The sequence below is a fragment of the Endozoicomonas sp. Z74 genome (genome assembly GCF_057680865.1).
In genome coordinates, this window is record NZ_JBLYZI010000005.1 from 52,727 (window position 1) to 68,350 (window position 15,624).

Consider the following 15,624-nt stretch of genomic DNA (forward strand, 5'->3'; position numbering starts at 1 on the left):
ATTACACGAATGGAAAATGGCGCGCTCGGGAGGATTCGAACCTCCGACCGCCTGGTTCGTAGCCAGGTACTCTATCCAGCTGAGCTACGAGCGCGTATTTTCAGGAAATGGCGGTGAGGGAGGGATTCGAACCCTCGATACGGCTACAAACCGTATACTCCCTTAGCAGGGGAGCGCCTTCAGCCTCTCGGCCACCTCACCGGGAACGCTGGCTATATTACCCTGCCGCTTAGGGATTGCAAGCTTTTTTTCCCGGCCTGCCAAGCCAGCAGACTGAGTCTGTTTCATCGCAATGAAAGCCCTGGGAGCCTGCCGGACTGAAGGCAATTCAGGGCTGAAACCCAGATAGAACGCCCGCAGCCATAAGCGGTTTAGGACTGTTCCGATGAGTTCGATTAAATAGACCGGCTATATATGCCTTTGGGTCCTGTGGGTACTTGTGCCTTTAGACCCTTTGGGTCCTGTGGGTATTTGCACAAATCCATCGAAGCCGTTTGAACCAAGACAGTGACTGGCTCTACTGAATTTTATGCTCAAGCGCATAAGTCCGGCAGCCACCTTGTATGAGAAAAAACACCCCAATAACGACAGACCTCAAGATGCTCACAGATACCAAACTCATTCCCACAAACAATCATCACTTACTGCTGGCAGAAACAAAAATGCCCGGCAGATAAGCCAGGCATTTCATCGACTGTTTTTACTAAGAACGCTCAACTATTCCCCAGTGTAATTACTGCAAAAGCTCCCAGTAACAACCAGAAAAAAGGGGCATTCAGCTTAATAGGATTCCGTCAGAGAGGAAGGCTCCACACCGTGCTCTTTTTCTTTTTGGATGCGCTGGTAAATTTCCTCGCGGTGAACCGCCACTTCTTTTGGGGCATTCACGCCAATACGAACCTGATTACCTTTCACGCCCAGAACAGTGACAGTGACCTCGTCCCCTACCATCAGGGTCTCTCCTACGCGGCGAGTCAGAATCAGCATTACAATCTCCTTATTTACATCTCTGTTAAGTCAACAACCGTCAATTCTGAGCACGCGGATGTAATGGTTAAGTGCTTCATGGCGCTTCCTGAAAACAGGATGAACACCATATCTCTGCCAGTAGCGGGACAGACCGTGTTCCGTCCTTAAACTGCTGTGTACTCAGCTCAGGCACAGAAGTATATGCCAGGTTAACCGTTCATGCTTAAGAATTATTCAGCAAACCAAGTCTAGTCACCAAACTCAATATTTCCATTCGTATTTTTACCTGCCGGAAATAGCGTCATTTATGGTGAAACTGCTCTGAAATCTACGCCGGACCATAAACCCAAAAGGGTATTTCCAGCCCGGCGCAGGATCGCATTGAAAATTTAGACCTCACCGTCCGCCATAGGTTCCCTGTCCAGCTCGAAAGCAGAATGCAGGGCCCTTACCGCCAGCTCCAGGTACTTTTCAGCAATAATCACGGACACTTTGATTTCGGAGGTGGAAATGATCTGGATGTTGATCCCTTCTGCCGCCAGGGCCTCAAACATCTTGGTGGCCACGCCGGCATGGGAGCGCATTCCAACCCCGACAATGGACACCTTGGCAATCTTCATATCACCATCGTGCTCCCTTGCCCCCAGCTCCTGCACAATCTCTTCAACAACCACCCTGGCCCGCTCATAGTCATTGCGATGGACCGTAAATGTGAAGTCGGTAGTACGGTCATCAGCCACGTTCTGGACGATCATATCCACTTCAATATTGGCGCGACTGACCGGCCCCAGAATTCTGGATGCGACCCCAGGAATATCCGGCACGCCCTTGATGGTCAGTTTTGCTTCGTCTCTATTGAATGCGATGCCGGAGACAACCGGTGATTCCATGGCGCTACCCTCATCCAGAGTAATCAGTGTTCCAGGGCCATCCTGGAAGGTATGCAGAACTCGTAAATTAACATTATATTTTCCGGCAAATTCCACAGCCCGGATCTGCAGAACCTTTGAGCCGAGGCTGGCCATTTCCAGCATTTCCTCAAAGGTGACTTTATCCAGACGGCGGGCTCCCTCAACCACTCTGGGGTCGGTGGTATATACGCCGTCTACATCGGTGTATATCTGGCACTCATCCGCCTTGAGGGCTGCAGCCAGGGCCACTGCTGTGGTATCAGAGCCCCCCCGCCCAAGCGTGGTGATATTGCCATTTTCATCCTTGCCCTGAAAGCCGGCTACCACCACGACACGGCCAAGCTCCAGATCCTTATGAATCCGGTCTGTATCAATCTTTTTGATTCGGGCTTTGGTGTGGGCATCGTCGGTGATAATGGCCACCTGACTGCCGGTATAAGAGCTGGCCGGACAGCCGCGCTCGTTCAGGGCCATACTGAGCAAGCCGATGGTCACCTGCTCCCCGGTAGAGAGAATTACATCCATCTCCCTGGGCGTAGGCTGATCCTGCATGGTGTGGGCCAGTTCAACCAGGCGGTTGGTTTCTCCACTCATGGCAGAAACCACTACCACCACATCGTGCCCCTGTTCGCGAAACCCCTTCACTTTGTCGGCAACACCCTGTATTCGCTCCGGTGTTCCCACTGAGGTGCCGCCAAATTTCTGTACTATCAGCGCCATTTTATTCGTTCTACTTCATACAGCTGTGAGCCATGAGAGCCGTTGCTCACATTGGCCTCCTTCTGTCCACAAAAGTCCCTTTCAATCCCAGGGCCTACAACATCTGCGCCAGAACAGGCCGGTCAGTGTGAGAACCGCCATCTCTCTGTGATTAAGCCGAGGCCAGAATGTAGCATGAATAGGGCATTGATTGCATGCCTGCAGAAAATAAAAACGGGCTCTGGAGCCCGTTTTTACACATCCGTTAACCCATTACAACGATGGAGTGTCGAAACGTTTACAGTTGATCACCCAGCCAGACTTCAATGGATTTCAGGGCTTCTGGCAGTTTTTCAGGCTTTGAACCGCCACCCTGAGCGAAGTCCGGGCGGCCACCGCCTTTTCCTCCCAGCTGTTCAGCCACGCTTTTCAGAAGATCTCCGGCCTTGACCCTGGCGGTGAGGTCTTTGGTAACCCCTGCCGCCAGAGGTACCTTACCTCCCGCCTGGGTCGCCAGGAAAACAACACCGGTACCCAGTTTGTTCTTCAACTGATCCACCATATCCCGCAGGGACTTGGGATCAACCCCCTCAAGCTCCGCAGCCAGAAGTTTCACCCCTTTGACTTCAACCGCCCGGGATACCAGATCGGCACTGCCCGCGCTGGCCAGCTTCTGCTTCATCTGCTGAAGTTCTTTTTCCAGGTCTTTATTCTGTGCAACCAGGGCCTGGAGCTTGGCAGCCAACTGTTCCGGTTTTGCCTTTAAATGGCCACAGGCCGTATTCAACTCATCGAAACGCCCCTGGACAAAAGCATCGGCTCCAGCACCGGTTACCGCCTCAATCCGACGCACACCGGCAGCAATGCCCGACTCAGCAACAATACGAAATGAGCCAATGTCGCCGGTCCGGCCCGCATGAATACCACCGCAGAGCTCTACAGAAAAGTTATCGCTCCCCATGGACAGCACCCGGACTTCATCGGAGTACTTCTCGCCAAACAGAGCCATAGCCCCTTTTTCTTTGGCGGCCTCCATACTCATCAGCTCTGTCTGAACCGGTGTATTGGCACGGATCTGCTCATTCACCAGACGTTCCACTTCCTGAAGCTCGGCCGGCTTGACCGCCTCAAGATGAGAGAAGTCAAACCGCAGCCGCTCGGGATTCACCAGGGAGCCTTTCTGGGTGACATGCCCGCCCAGTAGTTTTCTCAGAGCAGCATGCAGCAAGTGGGTTGCGGAGTGATTCAGGGAGGTGGCCTGACGCTTGTCAGCGTCTACTGAGGAGTTAACGGTTTCACCGGGTCTCAGCTTGCCAGAAACCACTTCAACCCGATGCAGATGATTATCCCCCTGCTTCTGGGTATCAAGAACATTGAGAGTACCGTTTGCGAATGTCAGCTCGCCGGTATCGCCCACCTGACCACCGGACTCGGCATAGAAGGGTGTCTGATCCAATACGACGGTAGCCTTCTGCCCCTCGCTGATGAAATCAACCGGCTGACCTTCTACAAACAGCGACACGACCTTTGCCTGGCCCTGAACATCCTGATAGCCGGTAAACTCTGTTGAACCTTCCAGAACCAGCTGCTCATTGTAATCAACACCAAACTTGCTGGAAGCCCTTGCTCTCTCGCGCTGAGCCTCAAGAGCACTTTCAAAACCGTCGGTATCCACCTTCAGCTGCCGCTCCCGGGCAATGTCTTCCGTCAGATCCACCGGAAAGCCATAGGTATCATAAAGCGTAAAGACCGTTTCACCGGGAATCACCTGCCCTTCAAGGCCGGCAATTTTCTCTTCAAGCAGCTTCATGCCTTTATCCAGAGTGCGGGTAAACTGCTCCTCTTCCTGGAGCAGGATGCGCTCAATCTGAGACTGATTGGCAACCAGCTCAGGGTAAGCATCCCCCATAAGCCGCACCATAGACGACACCAGCTTATGAAAGAAGGTGGTCTGTGCCCCCAGCTTGTGGCCGTGACGGCAGGCTCTGCGAATAATACGACGAAGGGTGTAGCCTCGCCCTTCATTGGAAGGCATGACACCGTCGCTGATCAGAAAACTGCAAGAGCGGATATGGTCTGCGATCACCCTCAGAGAAGCCTCGGTAGTGGCTACACCACCCAGAATATCCGATGCATCCTTAAGCAACTCCTGGAACAGATCAATCTCATAGTTGCTGTGAACCTTCTGCATCACCGCCGCAATCCGCTCCAGCCCCATTCCGGTATCCACAGAGGGCTTGGGCAGGGGAAGCATGTCGCCATTGGACTGCCGGTTGTACTGCATGAACACGATGTTCCAGATCTCAATAAACCGGTCGCCATCCTCTTCCGGAGTGCCGGGCCGACCACCCCAGATATGATCGCCATGATCGAAGAAAATTTCAGTACAGGGACCACAGGGCCCTGTGTCCCCCATCTGCCAGAAGTTATCGGAGGCATAGGGAGCCCCCTTGTTGTCACCGATGCGGATAATATCCTCGGCAGGCACCCCAACTTCGTTCAGCCAGATGCCATAGGCTTCTTCATCGGATTCATACACCGTCACACAAAGCCGGTTTGTGGGAATACCAAGCGTTCTGGTCAGAAAATTCCAGGCAAAATGAATGGCCTCCTGCTTGAAATAATCCCCAAAACTGAAATTACCCAGCATTTCAAAAAAAGTATGGTGACGGGCGGTGTAACCTACATTGTCGAGATCATTGTGCTTTCCCCCTGCCCTGACGCACTTCTGGGATGTAGTGGCACGGCTGTAATCCCGCGACTCCCGTCCCAGAAAAGTGTCCTTGAACTGGTTCATCCCGGCATTGGTAAACAGCAGCGTCGGGTCATCATGGGGCACCAGCGAACTGCTGGGCACCACCTCATGCCCCTGTTCCTTAAAGTAATCAAGGAAAGCAGATCGAATCTCAGAACTTTTCATACAGGTCATCCATTGAAGGAGGGTCTAACAGCAAAAGCGCCATTATATAGAATCCAAGGGCAATATGGGTATCTCTGTAAGCGATTCCTGAAAGAATCAGGCTCACTGGACTTCCTGCTCCGGCAAAACCCGCTTTCGCCGAAAATGGTCGCAGAAGTCCGCCACCGAACCATGTAACTGGCAAGACGCCTCCTGATCCCCTTCCAGCCTTAAAATTTCTGCTACCACCTCGGCAGTACAGAGGTGACCGGGTTTCTGATTCCGCCGCAGGGTGTAATTCGAAGGTTGGCAATCCGACAGAGAATAAAGGGGCAACTCGTGCAGATAAGGGCTCTGACGATACATTTTCCGGGCCTGCTGCCAGGTGCCGTCAAGAATGATGAACCCTCTTTTGGGCTCCCCGGTCTGAGGTCGAGATGGAGGTAACTGCTGATAAATGGCGTACTGCTCTGGCATCAGCAGCTGGAACAGATATTCAGGAGAGGCCAGCAGTTCCAGAAGAACTGAGGAGGGCTGATTCCGGTGCCACTCCACAACAATCGCATCCGAAAAAGCCTCTTGCACCAGAACACCGGTGTTGGTTTCTTTCCTGAGTTCGTTCGGATGGGTGATCAGACAAAAAAGGGGGGTGGAGGGCATAACAGCTCAATAGCAGTAGATTCAACAAACATCAGCACATGCATGGTCATAAAAAATGTACAATGCAATCGCCAGTAAAATCAATCAAGATCAATATTGCCGTCATTCAGAAGGTTATTGATGATTTCAGAATCAGTGGCTCCCCCTCCGTAGGAGGATAAATCCTGGCCTTCCAGTTTTATTTTGTGGGTCGCCTCCCCATTGGCTTCTGAGCTGATCTCCAGAGTGGTGTCACCGTTTTCAAAATTCAGGCTCAAATAATCATCCAGTGCGCCATTCTCTGACAGCAAATCACCTATATGCAGAGTATCACCGTCATCCGTACTGAAATCTGTAATCGTCAGCTCTGCAGGGTTATCAGTGGTACCCGGCGCAGTAAAGGTGAATGAGTCAGCTCCCTCACCACCGGTTGCGGTTACTCCATCATGGCTGATAAAGAAAGTATCATCTGCGGTTCCACCCACCAACTGACCAAGACCTTCAGTTGAAACATGTTCACTACCCACATCAAACGTCATTGTTGATGTATTACCGGACAACCCGTCTTCATCCGTTGCATGGTATTGAACGCTGACAAGGCCAGCGCCACTGGCATCTGCATCCGGTTCAAAGCTGACAGCATCCAGCTGTGCAGTGGTTAGTGTATCCCCCGGTTGAATTTCATAGCCGTCATGAACAAGCGCTTTCACATTCATGGGGCTTAACGCCTGATTCAACACCTTGAAATCAGACAGGTAACTGGCAAACATCTGATTATCACCACTGTTATTATCTGAGCCATCAAGGTTACCAATATCATCGATAGGCAAGGTTACCTGGAAATCACTGCTACCAACATAGTCACCATCAAGATAGAAGTGCGTTTCACCGTTCTGACCAGTAGCGGTAATGTTGTGCCAACGGTTATCGTCATAGCCGGTAATGACAAACCCGGTATCATGCCAGCCGGTACCCCCATAGTTGTCATAAACGGACAACTGGTTATTGGCGGGGTTAATTAAAATATGATGATCACCACCGGGTCCGCGTGTCAGGGTGTTTGGCACACCATTTAAATACAAATCCTTAAAGTTAACACTGATTGTCCAGGTATTCCCTATCTCAACGGGAGTGTTAAATTTCACAACGTCTGTCGTGGCGTTGAAATACATCACTTCGCCTTGATCAGGATCAGAGACCAAATCCACGCCTAAAAGTTGAGCGCCTACTACATCTATTTCACTGTCAGGTTGATCATCAATGGAGTGAATTTCTTCTGTCTTCACCACACGGATATTATCCATAATCCCTCCGGCACCATCGTCGGAGTGGGAATTAAAGATAATCGTTGGATTAGCCACATCAGACACAAAGGTAAACTCATAATTTTGCCATCCTTGGCCATCCGTTGGCTCAACATGGTACTGGTGGAAACCATCTGATTTTTGAACGCGAACACTAATACCATCATCCCCGGTAGCACCTGCCCGTGCAGCTGCATCAAAGCTCAGGGTAAAGGTATCTCCTATTTCGATACCATCAGCATTTCGCATAATGCCAGCCCAGGTTGAGTTAGCGTAGGTTTCCAGCTCAACCACCTGGCCATGATCTCCTGTTGCATCACTTCCCAGGTAAACGGACTCCGCATTGACTTCCATGTGCTGGCTGGGGGTTGATGTCGTCCAATCCCAGAGATTAATATCAGTGAGCCCAGCAGGACCTCCTTCAAAATCTTCAAAAAAGATTTCCGTTTCAATGGTTTCACTCTCAATGCTGGCATTAGCCCCCATTGCCAGCAAGACGTCGGCTACCGGTGCGGTAAGCACAAGTTTTCCAGAACCCTCAATATTGTCAATGGTTACGGTATAGTTATCACCATCAAGCTCCGTTACCGGGAAATCAGCCGCAGTCAGGGAATGCACAGTGTTCTCGACAGCATCAACATTCGCATCGCTGGTTTCTGGAGCCCTGTTCAACAGGTCAAAACTGATTTGATACGATTGACTTTCCAGGCCTTCAGCATCAGCCACTTTAAATTCAATACTGGCATCCGTGGCATTGTCGGTTTCTGTTCCGCCCATAAACGCCAATTCACCCAACTCTGCCCTACTGAATGAGTCTCCCGAAGTTACCTCGTAATATTCCTTCCCGTTCAGGGTAGTGGTCGCTCTCCCTTCATCATTTCCTGAAGCAAGCTTGTAAAGCACACCACTGCCATTAATTCCCGTAATCGTTACTTCAAGATTTTCCGTGCCACTCTCTTTGTCCCACACACCAAACTGGGATGCGGTAAACTGATGAACCGCATTTTTAGCAAGCTCTATATGTCTATCCATGGCAGTGGGGGCATCATTCACTGCTGAAACATCGAAGCTTAAAGTACCCTCTGCACTTTCCAGCTCACCATCACTGACCGTAAACCCAATATCTGCATAGCCGTCACCACTGGCATTGGCGGCCGGGGTAAACCGCAGGTCGTAAAGCCTGTCTGCAGGAATTTCCTGGTTTTCTGTGACAAGAATTCCCTCATAAGTTAAACGCCCCTGGGCAGGGAGGCGGGTAATTTTTACTGACTGCAGGCTATCTTCGGCATTGGCATCGGTAAAGCCAAATTCTGAAGCAGAGAAGATATGGTAGCCATCTTCTTCGAGGTCAAAGTGGGCATCAGTCGTTTCAGGTGCAGCATTAGCCAGTACATTGAACGCTATCTGCCTGATCGTTTCTGAAGACTCCCCCCCAGCCTCTGAAGCTATCGCCTTTATATCCATTACAAACTGGCCGTTGTAATCCTCTGGCGGAGCAATGGATAACGAGGCGATATTCCAGCCATTGATATCCACAGAAAGGGCATCTGCTGTGACGGTATGGCTACTGCTGCCATCCGTCAGTACAGTGCCTTCTGGCATACCATCCAGCACCAGAGATAATGTTTCTGAACCATCGGTATCCACCAGCGTCGCATGGAGGTCCAACTCATATTCTGAGCCTTCCCTGAGGGTGATAAATGGCTCAGTGACTTCTATTTCAATATTCCCCAGAGCAATGCCCGCGGCATTAAACCTTGTAAATAACGTATCCCAGTTCAGTGGGTTTTTCGCATCAGAGGCCGTGGGATCAAGTCCAAGGTTCATATCAGTGAGTGCGGGTAATGACTGCCAGGATGTATCGCCCCCCTCCAGGCTTGAGTATTGTAATGTGCCAGAACCCTCACCATTATTGGCCGTCAGATCAATCTCCCAGCGGAAACGATACCATCCACCATCCGTTCCGGTATTGGCACTCACCACAGAGCCGTCAGCAAGGTAAACATTCAAGTACTGATTATTATAAGATCCAAAGGCAAACTTGATGCCACTACTGGCCGACTCCTCAGCTAATACAATACCGTCATCATCAAGATCCCCTCCGATGCCAAAGGTTGACCCCCAATAGCTTTTTTTCAAATCAACGCTGAGAGTAAAACGCTTAACATTCTCCAAGTCTGGAATCAGTTCATTTTGCGTATCAATAAATGAGGCACCGGCAATGCCACCATGGGCATTGCTGTAGGTCATGGCCTTCCCCCCACCATATCCAGCGGACTCCTCTATCACAATGGGGGTATCCTTATTAAGCAGCTCTACATTCCAGCCCTGCTGCCCATCAAGGCTCCCGACAGAAAAGTCACTGAAATCTTCTGAAAGAACAGGAGAAACACTTAAGTCAGGCGTATCCACAACCGCACCAATTTCCACATTGTAAATACCCGTCGCCTCTTTTACTCCATCACTGACGGTGTATTGCAGATAAGCCGTGGCATCCCCCAGATGCTCATTAGGGGTAAAAATAAAGGAGCCATCACCATTATCAATGACGGTACCTGTTCCATTGAGTACCTCAACGGAGGTGACAGACAAAGTGTCACCATCGTGGTCACTGGCACCAGCCAGCAGATCAGCGCTGTTTATAACATGGCTGGAATCCTCATCCGTCTGGACGGTAAATGCGGTAACAGTAGGTGCATTGTTATAACGGAAGAAAAGGTCTGCAGTTCCAGCGGAAGCAACAGTACCATCAAATATCTCAAATGCTACCGGCACATCTCCCAGCGTGTCTGAGGCTGACTTAAACACATAGTGCTCACCCTCGGTCAAGGTCACATCACCTGTCACAGAGGGTGTAAAATTACCGGCTTTATCAACCAGCTGACCATTTTCCACTCTTAAGTCAACGGCTAAATCCGTTGACGCTTCTGAAACACTTATCCCCCCTTCGATATCCGTCTGGGAAACCAGGTCATAGCCAAAACTGAAATGCCCAATTTTGGCATTGGTCACCGACTGGGATGCATCCAGGCCTCCTCCATAGGTATCCTGCTCCTGCCCCAACATAAAATAACCACCAGCAGGAATTGTCAGCCCCTGTTGAATGGTATCTGTCGCCACCAGAGTGTTATTGTCGTAAGTTTTAAATTCACCGGTAGTGCTGTCCCATGTCAGAGTAATGGTGTGTTTTTCACCATCCATAATATTGACTTCAGGAATATTCAGGGAAGCGTTATTGCCAAGATCAAGGGATAATGATCCATTGGAGTTCAGTCCATAAATATTAAACATATTATTCTGGCTGCTGGACGTTGCAGCACTGAAGATATTTTCAATGCCACCGCTGTGGCTCCCCGTAGAAGTGTATTCAAACTCCACAGAAAAGGTCGTCATGCTGTCCAGCCGGTCATTGAGCAAGACTTTCGATGAAGTATCGGATGAGCTGCCAAATTCGATACTGCCATAAGTCACCAGCTCACCCGTATTGGGTGGAAGCGTGATATCACCAGCGACCGAAGGGGTGAAGTTTCCAGCCTTATCCACCAGTTCACCATTGATGACCCTGAGGTCAACGGCAAGGCTTGAGGCCACATCCGCCACGCTGTTTCCGGCAGTAATCTCATCAGCAGCGACAGCATCATAAGCTAACGAAAAGTGGCCAAGTTTGGCATTGGTCACGGACTGGGAAGCCTCCAGTCCACCGCCATAGGTATCCTGCTCCTGTCCCAGCATAAACAGTCCACCAGGAGGAATCGTCATCCCCTGCTGAAAAATGCTGCTTTGTATCAGAGTGCCGTTGTCAAAAATAGTCAGAGTGCCGGAATCACCCTCCCAGGTGACGGTAATGTTGTGGGAATTTTTATCATGCAAATTAACACCCGTAATTTGCCCGGATGATTCATTGCCAAGATCCAGAACAAGCGCCCCCGTGGCGTTGTCTACATAAATATTGAACATATTGTCGGACGCGGATGTAGCAGCGCTGAATATGTTTTCTATCGATCCGGTATGCCCTCCCGTAGAGGTATACTCAAACTCAACAGAGAACGCATTCATCTCACCTAACGTGGAATCAAGCGTGACAACAGAAGCCGTATCAGCGGAAGCTCCAAAAGTGATATTGCCAGGAGTCTCATCTCCATCGGGGTAGTGATATCGAACATTTTGAATGGTCAGTTCATCACCTTCGAGATCCGTGGCACCGGCCAACAAATCCGCGTTGGTAAACGACAACGACCTCCCCTGCCTGCCATCAATAGTAACGTCACCAGCAACAGCAGCGTCATTGACCTGATTCACAACCAGGGGAATATGAATGGTAGAACTGGCACCACGGACCCCCTCCAGTACTGAAGTGGCTGTGGCTGTAACATTGATATTGCCCACGTAATTCTGTGGCGGGGTCACCGTAAGATTTGATAAATCCCAACCTGTAATATCCACATGCCCCGGGGAATTGACATTGACGCTGTTGTTGCCATCTGAAACCACTGCCCCACTGGGCAGGTTGTCCAGGCTGAGATCCAGGGTTTCGGACTCTCCTGCCCCGGACAGAGCGGCGGAAATATCCACCGCTATGGCAGTGTCCTCGTCACCAATAATATCGGCGGAGAAAACGCGTACACTATCAATCAAGGCTCCGGCACCATCATTGAATGGCACCTGAAACTCAAACCGGGGATTGTCTTCCGTGGCCGTCAGTGTGTACTTATAGGTCTGGAATCCCACTTCAGGCATCAGGCTATCAACCTGCTGCCCCTCAAAAAACAGTTGTACATGATTGGATTGCGGTGACAAGCCATTGCGACCTGACATATCCACTTCAATCACAAAGGTATCCCCTGCTGAAACAGGGAGGTTTTTATAGAGATTCCCGGCATCACCACCGTAACCTTCCAACTCCAGTACCGTACCTTTATCACTTCCCGCCACACCATACACACTGGCTGACTGATTCACCTCCACCAGACCACTGCCTTGTGTATTATCCGTTGCCCATCCCCATACTGAAGGGTTCTGCCAACTTCCCTGGGTCACAGTGAACTGATGAATGGGCGTGGTTGACATATTCAGTGACAGCATAGGGGCGTCGGAAACCCCTGTCACTTCAACCTCTGCTGTAAATACCGCCGAATCGGTTCCATCACTGACGGTAATCTCCAGACCATCTATTCCCTGAAAGTGATCATCTGGGTACAAAGTGAATGTACCATCATTATTATTGATAACCGTGCTATTGCCATTTGCGGATACCAGGTTGGTCACCGACAGGGTATCACCATCAATATCACTGGCATTGCTGAGAATATCAGAAGCACGGATTAGCAGACTTTCATCTTCCTGAGTAGTTAGAACAATCTCGGAAGACAGTATTGGCAAATCATTGACAGCGGTAACGCTTAAATTCAGCTCAGTGGGAACCGTTAACTTGCCATCAGTTAGCTCATAACGAATAACCAGATCCCCATTGAAATCATTATCCGGTGTCACCGTATAACTGCCATCCCCATTGTGAACGACAGATGCCCCCTCCACCTGCACATTGGTTGCCGTTAAATCATCACCATCAATATCAGAGACATTGGCCAGCAACTCCGCCTGAGTCAATGTGATGGATGTGTCTTCCTGGGTGGTTTTGCTGATAACCTCATCACTGATTTCAGGAGCTCTGTTAGATTGCACAGTGACAATTGCCCCCCCGACATCCACCTGAATACTGTCTGAAACGGCTGCATTACCACCCAGCCTGGCAATAATCTCATTCTCCGTGAATACGCCTTGCCCGGTTTTATCTAAATAAACAAACTCATCGCTGACTAACAGGTAACTCTCAAGGTCATCGGAATTGAAATCATTGGGCAGAAAAGCGGATACATCAAGAACGTCCTGCTCGGTATCGGTGTTGTAATCCCACAGCAAATCCACTTCATTATCATCAGCAAGAACAAAAGTGTCGTTACCTGCTTCACCGGCCATAAAATCACGTCCCTGCCCACCAGACAGGACATCATCCCCGGCACCACCATCCAGATAGTCATTTCCGACCCCACCCGTTATGACATCATCACCACCCCGGCCATACAGGTCGAGATGCTGCGCCTCATCCTGAGCTTCACCGGTCAGATGGTGAAACCCGGTGCTTTCGGTAAAACCCGAACCATCCAGCAGGTCCGCGCCATCAGACCCCAGAACACTTTCTACCGAGGCCGCTTTCAAATCAAAAGAGACTGCACCAGCATCCCGATCGAAATCAACCTTGTCAAAACCGGCACCACCATCAATTACCCCCTCAGTCAAATCGAGGTTATCCGCATAGATAGTGTCATTGCCTTCACCGCCATACAGAAAATCGGCACTGCGTGAACTGGCCAGCTTGTCACCATCGAGCACATCATCACCGGCTTCCCCATAAAGATAATCACTGCCTTCACCGGCATTAAGTTCATCAGACGTTTCCGCCCCCTGAACCGGTGAGTCTGTACCGGCATTAAAAAGAATGATTTCCCCATCAGGAAGACGCAGTTTAAAGAAGTTGTCGACATCGACCCGCTCACCAAACCGTGCAAGCTGGTTTTCAAGGTAAAAACGACCATTACCATCCAGATCAATAAATATACCGCTATCAGTAAATTTCACGTAGGAAGCAATATTATCGCTGGTTGCCTGTGCCGGCAGGACGCCACTTAAATCCAGAGTATCCCGGTGCCCCTCCTGGCTGGTAAAGTCATAAAGCAGGTCCGATTTTTTGTCTTCCAGATCGCTGGACTGCTCAAAGGTCAGAGCAATTTCATCCTGTCCTTCCCCTCCAATAATCAGGTTACGCCCCAAACCTGCTTCAATACGGTCATGCCCGGCACCACCATCCAGCAAACCACCCAGGTCATTTCCTATCAGTGTGTCGTCACCACTGCGGCCAAATAGCCTGACAGCATTGGCTGCATCAGAGGAATGATTAGCAACACCGCTCGCATCAAGATGTTCATCCCCCTCCCCCCCAAAAGCCTCATTCAGGTTGTGCTCATCAAGAGCGAGACTGTATTTCTCTCCCGCCTTACTGGCCAGAATACCCCTTGCCGGAGAGCCATCATTATAAGGGTCGTATTTGTAAAGATTGGCACTCAGATCTTCAGTGGATCGGTAGTTCTCACCATCATCCAAACGAACTCCTGCACGAAAATCCACCTTGAAATCGAGAATATCATTATCGTTAATTTTCAAGGAGACCAGTTCATTTGAAAGAATACTGCTATCAGCAAAGAGGGCAATTAAACTATCATCAGGAAACAATCCACTGCCATCACTGTTAAAATAAACACCTTGTGAAGTTATCTTTACATATAACCCAATATTACTGGCATTAGCTGCTGATGGTAAAATTTTACTGATATCCAAAATATCCTTTTCATGGAGGGTCGATATAAAATCAAAAGTATCTACACCTTCGCTATCCGAAAGGACATATGTATCAGCTCCTGCCCCCCCTACAGATAAATCAGATCCTGCACCTCCATCAATAACATCATTCCCATGGCCACCATAAATAAAATCAGCTCCCCCTGTCCCCTGGATTACATCTGCCTGATAGGTACCAGCAACTTCATTCAGCTCATTATTTTCTTGCAGCAAGTCATTTGCACTATCCAGCAACGGTGCATCGGCTGTTAATGTCCAGTCAAATTGAATTATCGAAGTATCTGCTATTTGCACAGCAACAATGGAATTAAATGGAGGATTATTTGAAGAAAATCTTGCAATCTGACTATCAGAAGAAAATTGACCCGACCCTGATGAATCCAAATAAACACCGGACGAATTAATTTTTATAAATTGTTTCAGATTATTAGAGTCAACACCCTCATTTGGAAGAAGACGGCTTACATCAAGAATATCCTGCTGGCTATCATCGGAGCGAAAGTGTAGCGTTTCAATTGAGTCCACATCACTCAAAACATACCGGTCATTCCCCTCACCACCATCATATTCATCCGCTCCCAAACCACCATTTAGTACATCATCTCCGCCCAGGCCAATCAATTGATCCGATCCTGATGTACCAATCAGTTCATCATCTGAATTCGTTCCAACATTCTGATTGTTTCCTGACTGGTCACTCATCGAACAACCCCTTGTATTTAAATAATTCTTTTTAGAAAATAAGTATTAAATTGCAGACCAATTAAGAATAGCCAAAAGACGAATACTC

At 49.5% G+C, this 15,624-nt stretch carries 5 protein-coding genes and 2 tRNA genes; all 7 read right to left on the bottom strand.

Features of this window, described 5'->3' with window-relative positions; all coding sequences use genetic code 11:
* Positions 1-17: 17 nt before the first annotated feature.
* The 7 genes from ACNRUY_RS02395 to ACNRUY_RS02425 all read right to left on the bottom strand — a co-directional run bounded on the left by ACNRUY_RS02395 (position 18) and on the right by ACNRUY_RS02425 (position 15,536).
* A tRNA-Arg gene (locus ACNRUY_RS02395) sits at positions 18-94 on the bottom strand.
* A gap of 14 nt (positions 95-108) precedes the next feature.
* Positions 109-201 (bottom strand) — tRNA-Ser (locus tag ACNRUY_RS02400).
* A 579-nt stretch (positions 202-780) separates the two neighbouring features.
* Positions 781-987 carry a carbon storage regulator CsrA gene (gene csrA, locus ACNRUY_RS02405; protein WP_488110040.1) on the bottom strand — a complete coding sequence of 69 codons (207 nt, stop codon included), beginning with the start codon at positions 985-987 and terminating at the stop codon, positions 781-783.
* A 371-nt stretch (positions 988-1,358) separates the two neighbouring features.
* Positions 1,359-2,600, bottom strand: coding sequence for an aspartate kinase (locus tag ACNRUY_RS02410; protein WP_488110041.1), 1,242 nt, complete (start codon positions 2,598-2,600; stop codon positions 1,359-1,361).
* A 277-nt stretch (positions 2,601-2,877) separates the two neighbouring features.
* Positions 2,878-5,499: an alanine--tRNA ligase gene (gene alaS / locus ACNRUY_RS02415; RefSeq protein ID WP_488110042.1), complete on the bottom strand. Its 2,622-nt coding sequence runs from the start codon at positions 5,497-5,499 to the stop codon at positions 2,878-2,880.
* A 102-nt stretch (positions 5,500-5,601) separates the two neighbouring features.
* Complete coding sequence (locus tag ACNRUY_RS02420) at positions 5,602-6,138, bottom strand: tRNA-uridine aminocarboxypropyltransferase (RefSeq protein WP_488110043.1); 537 nt, start codon at positions 6,136-6,138, stop codon at positions 5,602-5,604.
* Positions 6,139-6,218: 80 nt separating this feature from the next.
* A complete protein-coding gene (locus ACNRUY_RS02425; RefSeq protein WP_488110044.1) occupies positions 6,219-15,536 on the bottom strand; it encodes a tandem-95 repeat protein in 9,318 nt (3,105 codons plus the stop codon).
* Positions 15,537-15,624 lie beyond the last annotated feature (88 nt).

Coding starts and splice junctions, on each gene's coding strand:
- alaS (WP_488110042.1), bottom strand. CDS start 5,499: ATGAAAAGTTCTGAGATTCGATCTGCTTTCCTTGATTACTTTAAGGAA.
- csrA (WP_488110040.1), bottom strand. CDS start 987: ATGCTGATTCTGACTCGCCGCGTAGGAGAGACCCTGATGGTAGGGGAC.
- ACNRUY_RS02425 (WP_488110044.1), bottom strand. CDS start 15,536: ATGAGTGACCAGTCAGGAAACAATCAGAATGTTGGAACGAATTCAGAT.
- ACNRUY_RS02420 (WP_488110043.1), bottom strand. CDS start 6,138: ATGCCCTCCACCCCCCTTTTTTGTCTGATCACCCATCCGAACGAACTC.
- ACNRUY_RS02410 (WP_488110041.1), bottom strand. CDS start 2,600: ATGGCGCTGATAGTACAGAAATTTGGCGGCACCTCAGTGGGAACACCG.